Source organism: Streptomyces sp. AM8-1-1 (assembly GCF_032229325.1).
Classification (GTDB): Bacteria; Actinomycetota; Actinomycetes; order Streptomycetales; family Streptomycetaceae; genus Streptomyces; species Streptomyces achmelvichensis.
Genome location: NZ_CP135086.1, coordinates 5,655,901 through 5,675,204, shown reverse-complemented (window position 1 = coordinate 5,675,204; position 19,304 = coordinate 5,655,901). Strand labels below are relative to the sequence as shown.

General features: G+C 71.9%; 19 protein-coding genes. 14 read left to right on the top strand and 5 right to left on the bottom strand.

Annotated elements, in window-relative coordinates:
• Window positions 1-83 precede the first annotated feature (83 nt).
• The 4 genes from RPQ07_RS25410 (at window position 84) to fabF (ending at window position 3,701) form a co-directional block, all read left to right on the top strand.
• Window positions 84-1,001 carry an ACP S-malonyltransferase gene (locus RPQ07_RS25410; RefSeq protein WP_313949023.1) on the top strand — a complete coding sequence of 306 codons (918 nt, stop codon included), beginning with the start codon at window positions 84-86 and terminating at the stop codon, window positions 999-1,001.
• A gap of 16 nt (window positions 1,002-1,017) precedes the next feature.
• Window positions 1,018-2,049, top strand: a complete 1,032-nt coding sequence (locus RPQ07_RS25405) for a ketoacyl-ACP synthase III (protein ID WP_313946492.1) — start codon at window positions 1,018-1,020, stop codon at window positions 2,047-2,049.
• A gap of 62 nt (window positions 2,050-2,111) precedes the next feature.
• Window positions 2,112-2,360: an acyl carrier protein gene (locus RPQ07_RS25400; protein WP_313946491.1), complete on the top strand. Its 249-nt coding sequence runs from the start codon at window positions 2,112-2,114 to the stop codon at window positions 2,358-2,360.
• 78 nt (window positions 2,361-2,438) lie between these two features.
• Window positions 2,439-3,701, top strand: a complete 1,263-nt coding sequence (fabF, locus tag RPQ07_RS25395) for a beta-ketoacyl-ACP synthase II (RefSeq protein ID WP_313946490.1) — start codon at window positions 2,439-2,441, stop codon at window positions 3,699-3,701.
• A 136-nt stretch (window positions 3,702-3,837) separates the two neighbouring features.
• Here the strand turns inward: fabF and RPQ07_RS25390 are convergent, their stop codons facing one another.
• Window positions 3,838-4,332: a DUF3145 domain-containing protein gene (locus tag RPQ07_RS25390; RefSeq protein ID WP_313946489.1), complete on the bottom strand. Its 495-nt coding sequence runs from the start codon at window positions 4,330-4,332 to the stop codon at window positions 3,838-3,840.
• Between the two features lie 260 nt (window positions 4,333-4,592).
• Here RPQ07_RS25390 and RPQ07_RS25385 point away from each other — a divergent pair, with 260 nt between their 5' ends.
• The 5 genes from RPQ07_RS25385 (at window position 4,593) to RPQ07_RS25365 (ending at window position 8,650) form a co-directional block, all read left to right on the top strand.
• On the top strand, window positions 4,593-5,501 hold the full coding sequence (locus RPQ07_RS25385) for an SGNH/GDSL hydrolase family protein (protein ID WP_313946488.1): 909 nt from the start codon (window positions 4,593-4,595) through the stop codon (window positions 5,499-5,501).
• Window positions 5,502-5,634: 133 nt separating this feature from the next.
• Window positions 5,635-6,846, top strand: coding sequence for a pyroglutamyl peptidase (locus tag RPQ07_RS25380; RefSeq protein WP_413777779.1), 1,212 nt, complete (start codon window positions 5,635-5,637; stop codon window positions 6,844-6,846).
• A gap of 109 nt (window positions 6,847-6,955) precedes the next feature.
• A complete protein-coding gene (locus RPQ07_RS25375; protein WP_313946486.1) occupies window positions 6,956-7,687 on the top strand; it encodes a carbon-nitrogen hydrolase family protein in 732 nt (243 codons plus the stop codon).
• Between the two features lie 67 nt (window positions 7,688-7,754).
• Window positions 7,755-8,147: an AraC family transcriptional regulator gene (locus RPQ07_RS25370; RefSeq protein ID WP_313946485.1), complete on the top strand. Its 393-nt coding sequence runs from the start codon at window positions 7,755-7,757 to the stop codon at window positions 8,145-8,147.
• 92 nt (window positions 8,148-8,239) lie between these two features.
• Complete coding sequence (locus RPQ07_RS25365; protein WP_313946484.1) at window positions 8,240-8,650, top strand: VOC family protein; 411 nt, start codon at window positions 8,240-8,242, stop codon at window positions 8,648-8,650.
• Between the two features lie 73 nt (window positions 8,651-8,723).
• Here the strand turns inward: RPQ07_RS25365 and RPQ07_RS25360 are convergent, their stop codons facing one another.
• On the bottom strand, window positions 8,724-9,554 hold the full coding sequence (locus RPQ07_RS25360) for an EI24 domain-containing protein (protein WP_313946483.1): 831 nt from the start codon (window positions 9,552-9,554) through the stop codon (window positions 8,724-8,726).
• A gap of 128 nt (window positions 9,555-9,682) precedes the next feature.
• Here RPQ07_RS25360 and RPQ07_RS25355 point away from each other — a divergent pair, with 128 nt between their 5' ends.
• A complete protein-coding gene (locus tag RPQ07_RS25355; RefSeq protein ID WP_313946482.1) occupies window positions 9,683-12,226 on the top strand; it encodes a M14 family zinc carboxypeptidase in 2,544 nt (847 codons plus the stop codon).
• A 103-nt stretch (window positions 12,227-12,329) separates the two neighbouring features.
• Here RPQ07_RS25355 and RPQ07_RS25350 read toward each other — a convergent pair whose 3' ends face one another.
• Together RPQ07_RS25350 and RPQ07_RS25345 are read right to left on the bottom strand one after the other, a co-directional pair.
• Complete coding sequence (locus RPQ07_RS25350; RefSeq protein ID WP_313946481.1) at window positions 12,330-12,752, bottom strand: organic hydroperoxide resistance protein; 423 nt, start codon at window positions 12,750-12,752, stop codon at window positions 12,330-12,332.
• A gap of 106 nt (window positions 12,753-12,858) precedes the next feature.
• Window positions 12,859-13,878: an NADP-dependent oxidoreductase gene (locus tag RPQ07_RS25345; protein WP_313946480.1), complete on the bottom strand. Its 1,020-nt coding sequence runs from the start codon at window positions 13,876-13,878 to the stop codon at window positions 12,859-12,861.
• A gap of 90 nt (window positions 13,879-13,968) precedes the next feature.
• Between RPQ07_RS25345 and RPQ07_RS25340 the strand changes: the two genes are divergently transcribed.
• Entirely contained in the window at window positions 13,969-14,412 is a 444-nt protein-coding gene (locus RPQ07_RS25340; RefSeq protein ID WP_313946479.1) for a MarR family winged helix-turn-helix transcriptional regulator, read from the top strand.
• 176 nt (window positions 14,413-14,588) lie between these two features.
• Here the strand turns inward: RPQ07_RS25340 and RPQ07_RS25335 are convergent, their stop codons facing one another.
• Window positions 14,589-15,302 carry a hypothetical protein gene (locus tag RPQ07_RS25335; RefSeq protein WP_313946478.1) on the bottom strand — a complete coding sequence of 238 codons (714 nt, stop codon included), beginning with the start codon at window positions 15,300-15,302 and terminating at the stop codon, window positions 14,589-14,591.
• Window positions 15,303-15,435: 133 nt separating this feature from the next.
• Here RPQ07_RS25335 and RPQ07_RS25330 point away from each other — a divergent pair, with 133 nt between their 5' ends.
• From RPQ07_RS25330 to RPQ07_RS25320, 3 genes are all read left to right on the top strand, one after another.
• A complete protein-coding gene (locus RPQ07_RS25330; protein WP_313946477.1) occupies window positions 15,436-16,002 on the top strand; it encodes a hypothetical protein in 567 nt (188 codons plus the stop codon).
• Window positions 16,003-16,484: 482 nt separating this feature from the next.
• Window positions 16,485-17,534, top strand: coding sequence for a rod shape-determining protein (locus tag RPQ07_RS25325; RefSeq protein ID WP_313946476.1), 1,050 nt, complete (start codon window positions 16,485-16,487; stop codon window positions 17,532-17,534).
• 62 nt (window positions 17,535-17,596) lie between these two features.
• Entirely contained in the window at window positions 17,597-19,174 is a 1,578-nt protein-coding gene (locus tag RPQ07_RS25320) for a GAF domain-containing sensor histidine kinase (protein WP_313949022.1), read from the top strand.
• The last annotated feature ends 130 nt before the right edge of the window (window positions 19,175-19,304 follow it).

The following is a 19,304-nucleotide window of genomic DNA, read 5'->3' as shown; positions in this document are numbered from 1 at the left end:
GTGGGACACCAACAATTCCCCTGACGGTTCTTCGTCCCTGTCCCCACGGGCGTCCGGAGCCGTATACAAGAGAGAGTGTGAGGGTGCTCGTACTCGTCGCTCCCGGCCAAGGCGCTCAGACGCCCGGCTTTCTGACCCCCTGGCTCGAACTCCCCGGCGCCGCCGACCGCATCGCGGCCTGGTCGGACGCCATCGGACTCGACCTCGTCCACTACGGCACGAAGGCCGACGCGGACGCGATCCGCGACACGGCCGTCGCCCAGCCGCTGCTGGTCGCCGCCGGTCTGCTGTCGGCGTCCGCGCTCGGTGACGTGGCGCCCGGCGCCGTCGCCGGCCACAGCGTCGGCGAGATCACCGCCGCGGTGTTCGCCGGTGTCCTCGACGACGTGGCCGCGCTCGGCTTCGTACGGACCCGCGGCCTGGCGATGGCCGATGCCGCGGCCATCACGAAGACCGGTATGTCGGCGCTGCTCGGCGGCGACCCCGAGGTCACCGTGCCGCACCTGGAGAGCCTCGGCCTGACCCCGGCGAACGTCAACGGCGGCGGTCAGATCGTGGCCGCCGGAACGATGGAGCAGCTCGCCGCGCTCGAGGCGGACAAGCCCGAGGGCGTCCGCCGCGTGGTGGCCCTCCAGGTCGCCGGTGCCTTCCACACGCTCCACATGGCCCCGGCGGTCGACAAGCTCGCCGAGGCGGCGAAGACGCTCACGGTGTCCGACCCGAAGCTGCCGTACGTCTCCAACCGTGACGGCGCTGTCGTCAGCTCGGGCGACGAGGTCGTCGAGCGGCTGGTCGGCCAGGTGGCCAACCCGGTCCGCTGGGACCTGTGCATGGAGACGTTCAAGGAGCGCGGTGTGACGGCGCTGATCGAGGTGTGCCCCGGCGGCACGCTCACCGGTCTGGCCAAGCGCGCGCTGCCGGGCGTGCAGACGCTTGCCCTCAAGACCCCCGACGATCTCGACGCGGCCCGCACGCTCGTCGCCGAGCACTCAGCAGCCTGACAAGGAGCCGTAGAGCATGTCGAAGATCAAGCCCAGCAAGGGCGCCCCGTACGCGCGGATCATGGGTGTCGGCGGCTACCGCCCCACCCGGATCGTGCCCAACGAGGTGATCCTCGAGACGATCGACTCCTCCGACGAGTGGATCCGCTCCCGCTCCGGCATCGCGACCCGGCACTGGGCCTCCGACGAGGAGACCGTCGCCGCGATGTCGATCGAGGCGTCCGGCAAGGCGATCGCGGACGCGGGCATCACCGCCGAGCAGATCGGCGCCGTGGTCGTCTCGACCGTCTCGCACTTCAGCCAGACCCCGGCCATCGCCACCGAGATCGCCGACCGGCTCGGCACGGCGAAGGCCGCGGCCTTCGACATCTCGGCGGGCTGCGCCGGCTTCGGCTACGGCCTCACGCTCGCCAAGGGCATGGTCGTCGAAGGCTCCGCCCAGTACGTCCTGGTGATCGGCGTGGAGCGGCTCAGCGACCTGACCGACCTGGAGGACCGCGCGACGGCCTTCCTGTTCGGTGACGGCGCGGGCGCGGTCGTCGTGGGCCCCGCCGAGGAGCCGGAGATCGGTCCGACGGTCTGGGGTTCCGAGGGCGACAAGGCCGGGACGATCAAGCAGACCGTGTCGTGGGACCGTTTCCGTATCGGCGACGTGTCGCAGCTGCCGCTCGACTCCAAGGGCGAGATCAAGTTCCCCGCCATCACGCAGGAGGGCCAGGCGGTCTTCCGCTGGGCCGTGTTCGAGATGGCGAAGGTCGCCCAGCAGGCGCTGGACGCCGCCGGGATCACCTCGGCCGACCTGGACGTCTTCATCCCGCACCAGGCCAATATGCGGATCATCGACTCGATGGTGAAGACCCTCAAGCTGCCGGAGCACGTCACGGTCGCCCGTGACGTGGAGACCACCGGCAACACCTCGGCCGCCTCGATCCCGCTCGCCATGGAGCGGCTTCTGGCGACCGGGCAGGCCAAGAGCGGCGACACGGCGCTCGTCATCGGCTTCGGGGCGGGTCTCGTCTACGCAGCCACGGTCGTTACCCTCCCCTAGGCATCCGGATCTTCCGGGCACCGCCCAGATCAACCCTCTGATTAACACCGAAGGAGCGCCACATGGCCGCCACTCAGGACGAGATCGTTTCCGGTCTCGCGGAGATCGTCAACGAGATCGCCGGCATCCCGGTCGAGGACGTCCAGCTGGACAAGTCCTTCACCGATGACCTGGACGTCGACTCGCTGTCCATGGTCGAGGTCGTCGTCGCCGCCGAAGAGCGCTTCGACGTCAAGATCCCGGACGACGACGTCAAGAACCTGAAGACCGTCGGCGACGCCGCGGACTACATCGCGAAGCACCAGGCCTGAGCCTGAGACGCGCCTGTCGCCACCTGACCGTGGCGTCGTGAACATTCAGCACCCCCTACACGTGGAGAAAGAATTCCTGTGAGCTCGACCAATCGCACCGTGGTCGTCACCGGTATCGGCGCAACCACACCGTTGGGTGGCGACAGCGCATCGACCTGGGAAGGTCTGCTCGCCGGGCGCTCCGGAGTGAAGCCGCTCGAAGGTGAACGCTTCGCCGAACTCCCGGTCCGGATCGCCGCGCCCGCGGCGGTCGACCCCGGCGAGGTCCTGCCGCGCCCGCTCGCCCGCAAGCTGGACCGCTCCGCGCAGTTCGCGGTGATCGCGGCCCGCGAGGCGTGGGCGGACGCCGGCTTCACCGCTCAGGCGGGCGAGGACGAGAGCATCGAACCCGCCCGGCTGGGCACCGTGATCGCCTCCGGCATCGGCGGCGTAACGACTCTGCTGGACCAGTACGACGTGCTCAAGGAGAAGGGCGTACGCCGCGTCTCCCCGCACACCGTGCCCATGCTCATGCCCAACGGCCCCTCCGCCAACGTCGGCCTGGAGGTGAACGCCCAGGCGGGCGTGCACACCCCGGTGTCCGCGTGTGCGTCCGGCGCCGAGGCGATCGGCTACGCCGTGGAGATGATCCGCACCGGCCGCGCCGACGTGGTCGTGGCCGGCGGCACCGAGGCGGCGATCCACCCGCTGCCCATCGCCGCGTTCGCCAACATGATGGCGATGTCCAAGAACAACGACGAGCCCGAGAAGGCGTCGCGTCCGTACGACACGGCCCGTGACGGCTTCGTCCTCGGCGAGGGCGCCGGCGTCGTCATCCTCGAATCGGCGGAGCACGCCGCGAAGCGTGGCGCCAAGGTCTACTGCGAGGTGCTGGGCCAGGGTCTGTCCGCGGACAGCCACCACATCGCGCAGCCGGAGCCGACGGGCCGCGGTATCGCCGCCGCCATGCGCAACCTGCTGGAGACGACGGACCTCAAGCCCGCGGAGGTCGTGCACCTGAACGCGCACGCCACCTCGACGCCCCAGGGCGACGTGGCCGAGGTCAAGGCGCTGCGCCAGGTCCTCGGCGCGGACCTCGACCATGTGGCGGTGTCCGCCACGAAGTCGATGACCGGTCACCTGCTGGGCGGCGCCGGCGGCATCGAGACCGTCGCGACGGTCCTGGCGCTGTACCACCGCACGGCCCCGCCGACGATCAACGTCGACGACCTGGACGAGGCGGTGGACGCGGACATCGTGCGCGGCGAGCCGCGTGCGCTCCCGGAGGGCACGATCGCGGCGATCAACAACTCGTTCGGCTTCGGCGGCCACAACGTGGTCCTGGCGTTCCGTACCGTCTGACCGCCCGTCACAGCCAAGAGGCCCGGCCCCCTCGGGGGCCGGGCCTCGGTCGTTCTCGTGCGCGGGCGGCTCGGGGGCGCTCCCGCGCGGACGGACGCGCGGGTCGTTCTCCCGCGCGGACGGGCGCTCTGCGGGCTCAGACCACCTGGTGCAGCCAGCGGACCGGGGCGCCCTCGCCGGCGTACCGGAACGGCTCCAGCTCGTCGTCCCACGGCTTGCCCAGCAGCTTCGCGATCTCCGCCTCCAGATCCGTCTCCCCCTGGACGGATCGCGCGAGCGCGGCCCGCAGCCGGTCCTCGGGGATCAGGATGTCGCCGTGCATCCCGGTGACGGCGTGGAAGATGCCGAGGTCGGGCGTGGCGCTGTACCGCTCGCCCTCCGCCTTCGCGCACGGCTCGGCCGTCACCTCGAAGCGCAGCAGCTGCCAGCCCCGCAGCGCGGACGCCAGCTTGGATGCGGTGCCCACCTCGCCCTGCCAGGAGAACTCGGCTCTCCAGGTGCCGGGGGATGCGGGCTGTCTGATCCAGTCGAGCTGGACCCGTACACCGAGCACACCCGCGACCGCCCATTCGACGTGCGGGCACAGTGCACGGGGGCTTGAGTGAACGTACAGAACGCCACGTGTCGTCACCGGGACCTCCAGAGTGGGACGAGGATCGCCATTCCCAGCGGCCTCAGTAAACAGCATCAGGAGTTAATCTCCACAAAAGGGACACCATGTGACGTGATGTAATTTACCGGGGCCGATGGGCACGCGGCCTCTGGTCGACGGGGAAAAGCTACCGCGCGCGGGTGGCCGAGGGGTGACGTAATGTCGGTCCTGGGGGCCGTACGCACCAAGCTTTCACCCGCGAGGACGCCATGTACGGGTGATACGGAGGGGAAAAGGGGATGCGCGAGACCGTACGAGGCCGTCGTGTGCGTACGGCGGCCGCGGCACTGACGGCCGTCGCGCTCCTGGCGACCGGCGCCCTGACGGGATGTGACTCCTCGTCGGACAACCGGGCGAACGGCTCACCCGCCAAACGGCGGCCTTCACCCACCCCTGTGTGGGACCGCAGCCCTGACTCGATCGCCGCCGTGGGTGACTCCATCACCCGGGGCTTCGACGCCTGTGTGGTGCTCTCCGACTGCCCCGAGGTGTCCTGGGCGACCGGCTCCGACGCCACGGTGAACAGCCTCGCGCTGCGGCTGATGGGCGCGCCCGCCGTCGCCGAGCGTGCCTGGAACTACGCCCGGTCCGGCGCGGAGGTCTCCGATCTGCCCGCGCAGATGACCCAGGCGGCGGCCAGGAAGCCGGAACTGGTGACGGTGATGGTCGGCGCGAACGACGCCTGCGCGGACACCACCGCGAGCATGACGCCCGTCGAGGAGTTCCGTACGTCCTTCACCGGCGCCCTGCGGGAACTGCGGCGCACCGCCCCCAAGTCCCAGGTCTACGTCTCCAGCGTGCCCGACCTGAAGCGGCTGTGGTCGACCGGGCGGGGCAATCCGCTGGGCCGGCAGATCTGGAAGCTGGGGATCTGCGCCACGATGCTGGGCGACGCCGAGGACGAGAGTGTGCGGGCGCAGCAGCGGCGGACCGAGGTGCAGGACCGCGTGAAGGCGTACAACAGCGTGCTGAGGGACGTGTGCGCCAAGGACCGGCGCTGCCGTTACGACGGCGGCGCGGTCTTCGACTACCGGTTCAGCGGCGACCAGTTGAGCCGCTGGGACTGGTTCCACCCGAGCAAGAACGGCCAGGGGCGGCTCGCCGAGATCGCGTACCGCAACATCACCGCGGTACGTCCGCCGGTCTGACCGCCGGGGGCACGACCTGTGGCTGTTGGGGTCGGTGCGGCCGGAATGAGGCGGTAGCCAGGGCAGCACTCCTGTGGTGGTATGTCCGCGACCCCCCGACGGAAGGATTGCCGTGTCCCGGATACGTGCGCGCGTGACCGTAGTTGGCGCCGCCGCCCTGACTTTCGCCCTGGCGGCTCCGCCGCTCGCCGCCGCCGAACCGGGCGCTGCCGCGCCGGTCACCGTGGAGGAGGCCCGGCTCGACCGGGCCGTGCCCCAGGAGATTCTGCGGCGCGGCGGATTCGACACGGTGGCACCGGAGTTCGCCGGGGCGCTGGGCCACGCGCGGAGCTACCGGCAGGCGGAGCGGGCCGTCGTACGGCACGCCTCCTCGCTCTGGGACCGTGCGGTCGACCGCGCTCAGGGGCGTGGGCCGGTACGCGGCGATCTGAGCCGGGACGACGACCGGCCGCTGTACTGGGCGCGGCTCGCGATGACGCGTGAACTGCGGCAGTGGGAGCCCGGGTTCGGGCTGACGACCGCGCAGCGCGACCGGCTCGTCGACCGGCTGGAGCACTCCTCGCGCGGCCAGGACTCGATGGACCTCCCGGCGGGCAAGGGCGTCAAGCGGATCGTGATGACGGGCTTCGACCCCTTCACGCTCGACCGGGACATCCGGATCAGCAACCCGTCCGGCGCGACGGCGCTCGCGCTGGACGGGACGTGGATCCGTACGGCGGACGGACCGGCCCGTATCGAGACGGCGGTCTTCCCGGTGCGCTGGCAGGACTTCGCGGACGGCACGGTCGAGCGCACCCTGCGCGAGCAGCTGCCGAAGGCGGACCTGTTCACCACGGTCAGCCAGGGGCGCGTGGGCCGTATCGACATCGAGCGGACCAACGGGGCCTGGCGGGGCGGCTTCGGCGACAACCTGAACGTCTCGCGCACCGAGACGGTGCCGGTGAGCGATCCGGCGACGCAGCCGCAGTGGACGACGACGACCCTGCCGTACGCGGCGATCGTGGCCGCGAAGACCGGGCCCTTCCCGGTCTTCGACAACACGGCGGTCACCGAGATCCCGGCTGGCTCCACGACACCCGTGGCCCGCCCGGACGGCCCGACGCCGGGCTCGACCGCACGGGCGGGCGGCGGCGGCGACTACCTCTCGAACGAGATCGCCTACCGCGCGACGCTGCTGCGGGACAGGCTGGGGCTGAAGATCCCCGGCGGGCATGTGCACACCCCGGTCCTCCAGTTCGACGCGGCCAACACGACGGAGATCACGGACCCGGTGTTCGTGAAGAACCGGCTGGAGATCATCGCGCAGGTGCGGGAGATCATCCGGGTCGCGGCCGACGCCTCCTGAGGTACGGCTCCTCCCCCGCTCCGGCTGCCGGGGCGGGGGGGGAGGCGCGGGGGCCGCGGGTGCGGGAAAGGCGTGGTGCCGGCTGCTGCCGGGCGGTGATGATGGCCGTATGAGGATTGCCGCCGCACAGTTCCGCTCCGCCCCCGGTGACATCGACGCGAATGTGCGCGCCGTGCGTGACCTCGTCGACGCCGCGTCGGCGCAGGGCGCACGCCTGGTCGTCTTCGCCGAGCTGGCGGTGACGGGGTACGAGCCGGATCTCATCGCCGCCGACCCCGCGCTGGTGCTCACGGAGGACGACGCGCGGCTCGACCCCGTGCGGGAGGCGTGCCGGACGGGCGGCACGGCCGCCGTGCTCAACGCCGCGATCCGTACGCCCGGTGGCAGGCCCGCCATCACCTCGCTGGTCATCGGGCCGGACGGCGAGTTGCTCGCCCGCTACGACAAGCAGCATGTGCACGGCACGGAGAACGACGTCTTCGACGCGGGCTCCGAGGACGGCCGGTTCACCCTGGACGGCATCGGCTTCGCGACGGCGGTCTGCTACGACAACCGCTTCCCTGAGCTCGCCGAGCGGGCGCGGGCGGACGGCTGCCGGGTGTACGTGGCGAGTTCGGCGCTGGAGATCGGCAACGACTCGTTCGCGACGGTCTACCCCGTCCGCGCGCGGGACAACGGTCTGTATGTGGTGCTCGCCAACGCGGTGGGTCGCTGCGGTGTCGGGGAGTGCCCGGGCGACAGTGCGGTGTGGGGCCCGGACGGCGCACTGCTGGCCACGGCGGCGTCGAGCGCACCCGGGCTCGCGCTCGCCGAGCTGTCACCGGCGACGGTGGCGCTGTGAGCGCCGTACCGGTCCCGCCCGGCCCCTGTGCCCTGTCGTGGACCACGGTGGACCGGGTGAGGATGCGGTGAGCCGCGCCGCGGAGGAGACCAACCGCCGCATGCTGCGGGCCCGGGACGCGATGGACCGCGCCTACGCACAGCCGCTGGACGTGCCGGCCCTGGCCAGGATCGCCCATGTGTCCCCGGCGCACTTCGCTCGCACCTTCCGGGCCACGTTCGGCGAGACGCCGCACCGCTACCTCCAGCGCCGCCGTGTGGAGCGGGCGATGTATCTGCTGCGGGAGACCGACCGCAGCGTGACGGACATCTGCTTCGAGGTCGGCTTCGGCAGTCCGGGGACCTTCAGCCGTACGTTCCGTGACATCGTCGGCCGGCCGCCGAGGGCGTACCGCAAGGAGGCCGCGGCGGCGGACGTGCCGACGTGCTTCACGAAGGCGTGGACGCGGCCGGTCCCGTGAGCGGCGGCCCGCCCGGCGGTCCTGCGCGGACATCCCCGGACCGAGCAGTTCTGGATAAGTTTTCGTCCGCCGCGGCCCGTAGCGTGAGGGACATGTTCAACGCCATCACGCACTCACAGATCTACGTCCTCGACCAGGACGAGGCCCTCGACTTCTACGTCGGCACGCTCGGGCTGGAGGTCGGCGCCGATGTCGACCTCGGCTTCATGCGCTGGCTGACCGTCAGCGTCCCCGGCCACCCGGAGCGGCAGATCCTGCTGGAGCGGCCCGGTCCTCCGGCGATGTCGGAGGAGACGGCCCAGCAGGTCCGCGAGCTGGTGACCAAGGGCGCCATGGGCGGCTCCCTCATCTTCAGCACGGACGACTGCCACGGGACGTACAAGACGCTGCGGGACAGGGGCGTCGAGTTCACCGAGGAGCCCACCGAGCGCCCGTACGGCATCGACTGCGGCCTACGCGACCCGTTCGGCAACAGCATCCGCTTCACCCAGCCGAAGACCTGAGGGCCGGAAGGAGTCGGGCGCGGAACCCGGAGGGGCCGCGGTGATCAGGCGCGGAACCCGAGGCTCGCCGCCGTCAGGATCGGTACCCGCCCCGTCCGGCGTCGTTGAGGCCCCGGTCCTTGTCGAGGCTGTACGGGGCCGGGGCGTGCGGTGACGGCTCGTCGGACTCCGTGCCCGCCAGGTCGCGCACCATCAGCGTCGCGCCCGCCACCGCGCCCGGCATCAGGAACACCGCGACGAGCGGCACGATGAACGCCAGCGTGAGCGGCACACCGAAGCCGAGGACCATCATCCGGCGGCCCCGCAGCAGGACGAGCCGCTCCTTCAGTTCGACGCCCCGGCGCTGGAGGGCCACGGCGGTGAGCTCCTCGGCGAGGAAGAACCCGGAGACCGCGAAGCCGAGCGCGGGGACCACGGTCTGGCCGACGACGGGCAGGAAGCCGGCCGCGAACAGCAGAATCCCGTAGAACACCACACGCGCCACGACCCGCAGCGAATCGCGCGCGGAGATCCACAGCTCGCGCCAGAGAGGCAGCCCCGACCGGGGAACCCGGCCGCCCTCGCTGCGGTCGACCTGTTCGGAGAGCGACTCGTAGAAGGGCTGACCGATCAGCAGGGTGACGGCCGTGAAGGTGATCACCGCGACGAACAGGCCGAAGGTGAAGACGAGGGCGGTCAGAAAGCCGCGCAGCAGCCCGAGCCACGGCGAGGACCAGCCGTCGGCGAACGGTGTCGCCCAGCCCACCAGATTGTCGGCGCCGTAGCCGAGGCCGACGAGCGCGCCCGCGTACAGCACGAGGGTCACCAGGCCGGGCAGCAGCCCGAAGCCGAGCCAGCGGCCGTGTCCGGCGACCCAGCGCTGGCCCTTCATCAAATAGCCGAAGCCGACCACCAGATCACGCATACGCCCAGCCTAACGGGCCGCCGGGAGGGACAGGCCGGCCGGTCGGGGCGCGGCGAAGAGGGCGAACGGCCGATCTTCTTCCGGACATCTGTTGCCCCCGGCACGGCGACACGGTAGACCCTCCGTTCATGGCACTCCTCAGACCAGTCCTGTTCACCACCAGTACCGCCGTCCTCGGAGCCTTACTTCTCAGCCCGCTGTCCGCGTCCGCGGCACCGGGGCGCGACGAACCGCGGCCGCACCCCGTACGCGAAGGGGCCGGGCGGGACACCGCGCGGGACTCCACGCCCGTGGGAGCCGGTGCGCTGCGAGCGCTGGAGCGCGCGACGCCGGGGCTGCGGAAGGACGCCGGCTACCCGCGGCGCACCGTCCTCGACGCGCCGCCCGTCAACCCTGCCGACAAGTCGATCAAGCTGGGACTCGCCCCGTACCACTCGCTCGCACCGCGGCTCAACGCCCTCCAGAAGCTGGGCAACCGGGTGAGCGTGGAGGTCGCCGGGCACTCCGCCGGCGGGCACGAGCTCTACCTGGTGACCGTCACCGCGCCGGAGAGCGCCGGCCAGGCCCGCGACCAGGAACGCATGCGGGAACGGATCGAGAACAGCCCGGCCGCGGCCGCCCGCGACAAACACATCAAGGCCTCGTACAAGACGCCCCTGTTCATCAACAACAACATCCACGGCAATGAGTGGGAGGGCACGGACGCGGCCCTGAAGCTCATCGAGGAGCTGGCGAAGGCCAAGGACGCGAAGACCGCCGGGCTGCTCGCGAAGAACCGTGTCTACCTGAACGTGACCGCCAACCCGGACGGCCGGATCGCGGGAACCCGCGCCAACGCCAACGGCTTCGACCTGAACCGCGACTTCATCACCGCGACCCAGCCCGAGGCACGGGCGATCCGGCGGATCGCGATCGACAAGCAGCCCGCCGTGATGCTCGACCTGCACGGCTATGTCAACGGCACGCTGATCGAGCCGACGACACCGCCGCACGGCGAGAACTACGAGTACGACCTGTTCCTGAAGAACGCGTACGCCAACGCGCTCGGTATGGAGAAGGCCGTCAACGGCCTCGGCTACACCCCCGCCGCCGACGGCGTGCAGCCCGCCGTCATCCCCTTCCGGGACGAGAAGGAGGGCTGGGACGACTGGCCGCCCATCTTCACCCCGCAGTACATGCCCTTCCAGGGCGCGGTCGCCTCGCACACCATCGAGTTCCCGATGACCGTCAACAACGCCCAGTACGACAGCCTGCCGGTCGCCGAGCTGCGCCGGCGCGCGGTGATCAACACGGCGATCGCGGGTGCGGCGATGCGCGCCACGCTGGAGTACACGAACAGCCACCGCGCCTCGGTGATCGCCGACCAGATCGAGACGTTCCGGCGGGGCGCGGCCGGTGAGGCCCAGCGTCCGGTCTCGCCCGAGACGGTGCCCGGGGTGCCCGGTATCGGGCCGGAGGACGTCTACACGACGACGTTCCCGCGGGCGTATGTGATCCCGGCGGGCCGCGGACAGCGCTCGGCGGTCGCCGCGGGCCGTCTGGTGGACCACCTGGTCGCCAACGACGTCCGGGTGGAGCGGGCCGTCCGCCCGTTCCGGCTGGCCGGCCGTAGCTACCCGGCGGGGTCGTACGTCGTCGATCTGCGGCAGCCCAAGCGCGGGATCGCCAATGTGATCCTGGCCGAGGGCAGGGACATCAGCGCCGACGTCTCCACCATGTACGACATCTCGGGCTGGAGCCTCGGGCTGCTGTGGGGCGCGACGGTCGACAAGGCCGCCCGGGGCGATCTGCACGTGGTCTCGCGGCCGGTCACCGCCGCCGCGCCCACGGGGTACGTCGCGCCGCGCGGTGATCTGAAGCTGCGGCTGGACGACCCGAAGGAGCTCGCGGCCGTCAACACCCTGCTGGCCCAGGGGGTCGCGGTGCGCCGGACGTCCGACGGCGCGGCGATCGTGCCGGGCTCTGCGCGCAGGGCGGCCGCCGTGCTCGCCGACCGGTTCGGTGTCGTCTTCTCGGCGACGAAGGAGCGCGGGACCGCGCCCCTCGCGCGCACCCGGGTCGCGGCCGCCGTGACGGCGGGCGAGCAGTTCGCGCTGCGCGAGATGGGCTTCGACGTGGTGCCGGTGTCGACCGCGATCCTGAACGCGGGCTTCGACTGGTCGCGTGCCGACGTCCTGTACGTGTCGACGGGCCTCGACCACGGCCGGCTGACGCCGGCCGCGCGGGAGGCGTTCGCCGGGAGCGGTGTCGGCGTGGTCGGCCTCGGGTCGGCCGGTGCGGCCTTCAACGCGGCCGCCGGACTGATCCCGGCGACGGCGGCCGCGGGCAACGGCGACGCCAACGGCGTGGTGCGGGTGACCAACAGGGGCGGCGCGATCACCGGCGGCGCCCCGGCCCACACCTTCGTCTACTCCCCGCTCTGGTTCACCGGTCTCGGCGCCGGCGTCCGGGCGGAGCAGTCGTACGGCACCGGCAATCCGCTGGTGGCCGGCCACTGGCGGGCGGCGGAGGACGGCAGCGGCGGCCCGCAGGCGGCCGCGGGCCGGGCGTCGGTCGTCAGCGGTACGACGGCGAAGGGCGCGCCCGTCGTGCTGTTCGGCACGGAGCCGCTGTTCCGTGACCACCCGAAGGGTGTGTTCGCGCAGGTCGGCCGGGCACTGCTGACGCGCTGACCATGCGCCGAGGGCCGCACCCCGGAAACGGGGTGCGGCCCTCAGTCGTGCCTACTGCTGGTGCCTCGGCCGTGCGTGCGGCCCGACGTGCCCGAGGTGGGACTCAGACCGCGAGGTCGACCGTGATGTTGCCGCGGGTCGCCTTGGAGTACGGGCAGACCTGGTGGGCCTTCTCGATCAGGGCCTTGGCCGTGGCGGCGTCGACGTTCGGGATGGACGCCGTGATCTTGACGATGATCCCGAAGCCCTCGTCGTTCTTGCCGATGCCGACCTCGGCGGTGACCGTCGAGCCCGTGATGTCGGCGTTCTCCTGGCGGGCGACGACACCCAGCGCACCCTGGAAGCAGGCGCTGTAACCGGCGGCGAAGAGCTGCTCCGGGTTGGTGCCCGCCCCGGAACCGCCCATCTCCTTCGGCGGGTTGACGACCACGTCGAGCTTGCCGTCATCGGTGGAGACGCGGCCGTCACGGCCGTTCTCCGCGGTGGCGACAGCGGTGTACAGGACGTCGGACTGCTGAATGGACATGAAGAGGTTTCCTCCTGTGGTTCGCCGCGACTCGCGCCCACGACCGCGACGGCTCGGCACGAGCCTAGCGTCTCCGCCGGACCGGCAGACATGGCCGGTCACGGCACTAGCGGGTGAGGGAAACGATCATCTTTCCGGTGTTCTCACCGCGGAGCAGGCCGACGAAGGCGTCGTAGCCGTTCTCGATGCCCTCGACGACGGTCTCGTTGTACTTGAGCTCACCGGAGGCGATCCAGCCGGCGACGTCCTTCACGAACTGCGGCGCGAGGTCGTTGTGGTCGTTGACGAGCATGCCCTGGAGGCGCAGGCGCTTGCCGATGACCAGGGCGAGGTTGCGCGGGCCGGGGGCCGCCTCGGTGTTGTTGTACTGGGCGATCATGCCGCAGATGGTGGCGCGGCCGTGCACGTTGAACGAGGAGAGCGCGGCTTCGAGGTGCTCGCCGCCGACGTTGTCGAAGTAGACGTCGATGCCGTCGGGGGCGGCTTCCTTCAGCTGCTGGGCGACGGGGCCGTTCTTGTAGTTGAACGCGGCGTCGAAGCCGTACTCCTCGACGAGGAGCTTGACCTTCTCGTCGGAGCCTGCCGAGCCGATGACGCGGGAGGCGCCCTTGATCCGGGCCAGCTGGCCGACCTGGCTCCCCACCGCTCCGGCCGCGCCGGAGACGAAGACGGCGTCGCCCTCCTTGAAGGAGGCCACCTCGAAGAGACCGGCGTAGGCGGTGAGGCCGGGCATGCCGAGGACGCCGAGGTAGGCCGAGAGCGGGGCGACGGAGCCGTCGACCTTGGTGGCGTGCTTCGCGGGGACATCCGCGTACTCGCGCCAGCCGAGGCCGTGCAGGACGTGGTCGCCGACGGCGAAGCCCTCGGCGTTGGAGGCGATGACCTCGCCGACCGCGCCGCCCTCCATGGGACGGTCGAGCTGGAAGGGCGGGGTGTACGACTTCACGTCGTTCATCCGGCCGCGCATGTACGGGTCGACCGAGAAGTACAGGTTGCGGACGAGGACGCGGCCCTCGGCCGGCTCCGACACCGGCACCTCACGCAGGGCGAAGTCCTCCGCCTTGGGCCAGCCGTGCGGGCGGGCGACGAGGTGCCATTCACGGCTGGTCTCCGGAAGTGCGGACATGCTGCGTTCCTCCTAGAAAAGCTTCACTACCTGAAACAACCATGCGCAGCGATATTTCATGTTGTCAAGTAACCGGGTACCCTGGCGTCCATGGCCACCCCACGTACCGATCCCCTGACCGTCGAGGTCGTCGACCTCATCGGCTCCGTCGTGGCCCGGTACTACACGGAGTACGAGCAGGTCGCGGCCCAGCACTCGCTGACCGGCGCGCAGGCGCGCGTCCTCGGGCTGCTCACGCTGGAGCCCATGCCGATGCGGCGTATCGCCGTGAAGCTGAAGTGCGAGCCGTCGAACATCACCGGCATCGTGGACCGGCTGGAGAGCCGCGGGCTGGTGGAGCGCCGGCCGGACGCGAACGACCGCCGGGTCAAGCTCGCCGCCCCCACCGACGACGGTCTGGAGACGGCGCGGCGGCTGCGGGAGTCACTGGACTTCGCCCGTGAGCCTCTGGCGCAGCTGACGGACGAGGAGCGGACCGTTCTGCGGGACCTGCTCAGGCGGATGCTCGGCGAGGACGCCGCGGCGACGGGCTGAGCGCGGACCGGGGCGCGGGTCCCCGGTGTGCGGAGCCGCGGGTCATGGAGACCCGGGACACGGAACCGACGGAACGGAAGCCCGGGGCGCGGGATCGCGGTGCCCGGCCCCCTGGCGCGCGGACGGCGCACGGGTCACGGCCGACGGAACCCAGCCCACCGGAACCGGAACACGGCTCACAGGCACCAGAAGAGGAACCGATTGCAGGTCGGCGTCGGGGTCGGCGACGGCGTGGGGGTGCCGGGCGCGGGGTTCGTGGGCGCCCCGCCGCCGGGGCCCGACGACTCGCTCGGCTGCGCGGAGGACGACGGCGACTGATCGGGATCGGACGGCTCGTCGGCCCGCGACGAAGGCGGCGGGCCGTTCCCCTCGCCCGGATCCTCCCCGGCAGGACTGCCCGTGCCGGCGGTCCCCGCGACAGTGACGGTGGAGGTGGGCCGTGCGGATGTGGCCGAGGTCTCGACCGGCTGCTCGGTGACGCCGTCGGGACCCTCCGGGCTCTCGTTCGCCTCCGGAGGCAGCGGAGCGAACTCCGTCTCCTCGCTGTCCGCTTCCTTCACGGCCGTCGCCGCTCCGTCGTCGCCCGGGTTCTCCAGGGCCAGTTCGGCGAGGCTCAGCGCACCGGCCGCGAGCACCAGACCGACGACGCCGATGAGCACCTTGCGGCCACGCCGCTTGCGCCCCCGTCGGCCCGAGGACTTCGGACGCGCAGGGGCCTGGCGGCGCGAACGCCGATGACCCGCCGGCGCGGACACCTCGTCCAACTCGAGGACGTGCTCCGCCGCGGGGGCGCTGGGGCTTCGATGCCTGAGCTCCTCGACGGGCGTGCCGCAGCCTGCACAGGCCAGGGCGCCGTTGAGGTGCCGTCGACACTGGTAGCAGTAATCCATGGCGCCCGCAGATTATGCGGCGAGGGTGGGCCAGAGGTGAATGAGACTGTGAGGATCTTGTGTGGAATCTTCACTTCCGCGGCGCGTCCGGTCGCCCGGTTGACGACGCGTCGCGTCCGGTCCGCGGGGCAGGATGTCGGACATGACCGCAGCCGCACCCTTCGGGCCTCACGACTTCCAACTGGTCCTCCTGCGCCGGATGGCCGACCACCAGCCGGAGTTGGTGGAGGCGGCGCGCCGGGAACTGGGCGCGTCGATCGCCGACATGCGCGAGGCGAACCGCCGCTGGCAGGCGATGGTGCGCTCACCGCGCGGACGGGGTGCCCTCTCCCGCTACCGCTCGGTGCTCGGACCTGCCGAGCGCACCGAACGCCGCCGGATCGGCGACCTGGAGTGCGACGCCCACCAGTGGCGCGTACCGCTCTGGCCGGACCTGCGCTTCGAGGTGATGGCCGCGGACGGCGGAGCGGTGTGGAACGAGTGGCTGGTCCGTGCCCCCGGCACCCCGGGCCCCGAGCTGCGGACCCGGGAGGACCTCACCGCCTGGTCGTGCACGGTGGACGAGGCGGCCCGCGCTTTCCCCCCGGCCCGCCCCATGGAGGGATCGGCCCCGACCCGCTGGCAGCTGCGGCTGACGCTTCCTGACGGACAGCCATGTGTGGCGGAGTTCTGCTGGGGGCTGCTTCAGCGGTTGCTCTAGCGACGACCACCGCGCGCCGGCCCGCCCCGACGATCGGCGTACCCTCCCGGCCGCGGGACGACGTGTGCGCGCGGATGCCGCCCGGCGAGGACCTCACCGCCTGGTCGTGCACGGTGGACGAGGCGGCCCGCGCTTTCCCCCCGGCCCGCCCGATGGAGGGATCGGCCCCGCCCCGCCGGCAGCTGCGGCTGACGCTTCCTGACGGACAGACATGTGTGGCGGAGTTCTGCTGGGGGCTGCTTCAGCGGTTGCTCCAGCGACGACCACCGCGCGCCGGCCCGCCCCGACGATCGGCGTACCGCCCCGGCCGCGCGACGACGTGTGCGCGCGGATGCCGCCCGGCCCGGCAACGCCCACCCCCCGAATGGGCGCACAGATCTGGCGGATCGTCAGCTTCGTACCCCCGACCGGCTCACCCAGCGCGCGCACTGCTCCCGGCGACCGCACGATGCCATCACGAACCGCACTCGGGAGGATCTGCCGTGACCGTCAGTCTTGAGCAGTTGCGCCGTTGCCATGTCGCCGTCGACCTGGGAGCCGCACGGACCAGGGTCTTCGTGAAGGGCGCCGGACTCGTCGTCGACGAGCCGAGCGTCGCCGCCGTGAACACCCGTACAGGCGCGCTGATCGCGGTCGGCGCGCTCGCCGAGAAGATGACGGGCCGTACGCCCGACTACATCCGCGTCGTCCGGCCCGTCTCCGGCGGCACGGTCGTCGACATCGAGATGGCCCAGCGGATGCTCCGTCACCTTCTGGGCGAGAAGCTGCGCCGGCAACTGCGCCGCAAGCCGCGGCTGCGCGCCGCCGCCTGCACACCGCACGACAGCGACCCGCTGGCGCAGCGCGCCGCGGTCGAGACCCTGGTCGGCCTCGGTGCCCGCCGGGTGGAGCTCGTCGACACCCTGATCGCGGCGGCCGTCGGCTGCGGGCTGCCCGTGGAGCAGCCGACCGCGAGCATGATCATCGTGTGCGGTGCGGCGACCACCCAGATCGCCGTGCTCTCGCTCGGCGCGATCGTCACCGCCGAGCGGATCCCCGTGGGCGGCAACGCCATCGACTACGCGGTCATCCAGCACCTGCGCCACCAGCACGAGCTGATGCTGCCGAGCCAGTCGGTACGCCCCCTGCAACTCGCCCTGCGCGGCAACGGACTGACCCCTCAGGGGCCGGCTTCGACCGAGATCCACGGGCGGGACGTGGCCACCGGCCTCGCGCGTTCCGTGCGGGTCGACACCGCCGCCGTGCGGGACGCCATCCACACCCCGCTGACCTCCGTGCTCGACGGGATCGGCAAGGTCCTGCGGGACTGCCCGCCCGACCTGGTCGCCGACCTCGCGGAGCGGGGCATCATGATGGTCGGCGGTTCGGCGCTGCTGCCGGGCCTCGACGAGATGCTGCACGAGGCCACCGGTATGCCGGTCCAGATCGCCGAACGCCCCGACATCTGTGCCGTACTGGGCCTCGGCGCGATGCTGGAGGGCAAGGTCCAGCCGCTGCTCCTCAACCCGCTGGCCGAGGCCGAGGCCGGCTGAGGCAGGGAGCGGGACGAGGGCGGCCCGCGGTGGGCGAGGCGGGGCCGGCACGACGTCTCACGATGCTGCTGGAGGCCGTGCTCAGTGTCGGTACCGACCTCGAACTGCACACGACCCTCCAGCACATCGTCGACTCCGCGGCCGGTCTCACCCGGGCGGGCCACGGCGCTCTCGGGGTCCTCGACCCCGAGAGCGGGACGATCACCGAGCTCTACACCGCCGGCGCGGCCGCCCGGACGGAGGACGACGAGGGCTGCCTCTCGTCCGGCGGCGGCCCGGCCGCCCCCCTGCCGGCCGGGGACGACGACGGCCTCATCAGCGCCTTCATGCGGGATCCGCTGCTGCCGAGCCCCGACGACCCCGCCCAGGCGCCCTCGCCCGGCGCTCCCGGCGGCCGTCCCGGGACGTACCTGTACCTCAGGGTTCCGATCCGGGTGCGCACCCAGGACTTCGGGCTCCTCTGCCTGACCGACCGGCGTGACGGCTCGTTCACCGAGGACGACGTCGCTCTGCTGCGGATGCTCGCCGCACAGGCGGGTATCGCGATCGGCAACGCCCGGCTGTACGAGAGCGCACGGCAGCGGGAGCGCTGGATCGAGGGCGCGGCCGCCGTCACGACCGCGCTGCTCACCGGCGAGAGCGCCCAGGACGCCCTGGGGACGGTCGCCGAACAGGCCCGCGTCCTCGCCGACGCCTCGGCGGGTGTCGTGCTCCAGCCCACCGAGGACGGTGGAATGGAGATCGTCGCCGCGTCCACGGCCGACGACCCCGGTGACATCGTCGGCACCACCATCGCGCCCGGGTCGCCGGTGCTCGTCCAACTCCTCGGCGGTGAACCGGTGTTCATCGACGACTCGGCGACCGATCCACGGATGACCACCCATGTGCGCAGCCGGTTCGGACCGTCGATGATGCTGCCGCTGCAGAGCGGCGGTCGGCTGATCGGCACCCTCGCACTGCCGCGCCGGCGGCACGGCCCTCCCTACACGGCGGCCGAACGGCTGCTGGCGACCCGGTTCGCCTCGCACGCCGCGCTGGCGCTGGTCCTGGCGGACGCGCAGCACAACCGCAAGCGGCTCGCGGTCTACGAGGACCGTGACCGTATCGCCCGGGACCTGCACGATCTCGTCGTCCAACGGCTGTTCGCCACCGAGATGATGCTGGAGTCGACGCGGCGGCGCGCACCGGACGACGAGAGCGACGAGCTGCTCGGCCGGGCCGTGGACGAGCTGGACTCCACGATCCAGGAGGTACGGACGGCGATCTTCGCGCTCCAGCAGCCGCCCGCCGACGCTCCGGCCGGCTTCCGCGACCGGGTACTGCGGGAGACCGCGGGGGCGGCCGCGCTGCTCGGCTTCCAGCCGTCCGTGCGGTTCCGGGGCGCGGTCGACGCCCTCGTACGGGAGCCGGCGGACCAGCAGCTGCTGGCCGCGCTGCGCGGTGCGCTGGCCGCGGCGTACCGGCGGCGGGACGTCTCCGCGATCGACGTGGAGGTGGACGCGACCGTGCCGCTGCCGGACGGACGGCCCGGGGTGCGGCTGGTGGTCACGGACGACGGGCGCCCCGGTGAGGGGGCCGGCAGGGAAGGGGACGGGGACGGCGGGCACGGTACGACGGTCACCTGGCAGGCGCCCCGGTAGGGACCCCGCGGGAGTCCGCGGCACCCGCGTCGGGGCGGCCGCCCGTACCCGGTCAGGGGTGCCGTCCCACCGCCCGTGCCGTGATCCGGCGGGGGACAATGGTGTGTGCGAGGACCGGCTTGTGTGCGGT

Bases quoted from the DNA above. Each gene is read 5' to 3' on its own strand.
- RPQ07_RS25330 (WP_313946477.1), top strand. From the start codon at position 15,436: ATGTCGGACATGACCGCAGCCGCACCCTTCGGGCCTCACGACTTCCAA.
- RPQ07_RS25360 (WP_313946483.1), bottom strand. From the start codon at position 9,554: ATGCGTGATCTGGTGGTCGGCTTCGGCTATTTGATGAAGGGCCAGCGC.
- RPQ07_RS25340 (WP_313946479.1), top strand. From the start codon at position 13,969: ATGGCCACCCCACGTACCGATCCCCTGACCGTCGAGGTCGTCGACCTC.
- RPQ07_RS25355 (WP_313946482.1), top strand. From the start codon at position 9,683: ATGGCACTCCTCAGACCAGTCCTGTTCACCACCAGTACCGCCGTCCTC.
- RPQ07_RS25365 (WP_313946484.1), top strand. From the start codon at position 8,240: ATGTTCAACGCCATCACGCACTCACAGATCTACGTCCTCGACCAGGAC.
- RPQ07_RS25345 (WP_313946480.1), bottom strand. From the start codon at position 13,878: ATGTCCGCACTTCCGGAGACCAGCCGTGAATGGCACCTCGTCGCCCGC.
- RPQ07_RS25320 (WP_313949022.1), top strand. From the start codon at position 17,597: ATGCTGCTGGAGGCCGTGCTCAGTGTCGGTACCGACCTCGAACTGCAC.
- RPQ07_RS25400 (WP_313946491.1), top strand. From the start codon at position 2,112: ATGGCCGCCACTCAGGACGAGATCGTTTCCGGTCTCGCGGAGATCGTC.
- RPQ07_RS25335 (WP_313946478.1), bottom strand. From the start codon at position 15,302: ATGGATTACTGCTACCAGTGTCGACGGCACCTCAACGGCGCCCTGGCC.
- RPQ07_RS25350 (WP_313946481.1), bottom strand. From the start codon at position 12,752: ATGTCCATTCAGCAGTCCGACGTCCTGTACACCGCTGTCGCCACCGCG.
- RPQ07_RS25405 (WP_313946492.1), top strand. From the start codon at position 1,018: ATGTCGAAGATCAAGCCCAGCAAGGGCGCCCCGTACGCGCGGATCATG.
- RPQ07_RS25385 (WP_313946488.1), top strand. From the start codon at position 4,593: ATGCGCGAGACCGTACGAGGCCGTCGTGTGCGTACGGCGGCCGCGGCA.
- RPQ07_RS25375 (WP_313946486.1), top strand. From the start codon at position 6,956: ATGAGGATTGCCGCCGCACAGTTCCGCTCCGCCCCCGGTGACATCGAC.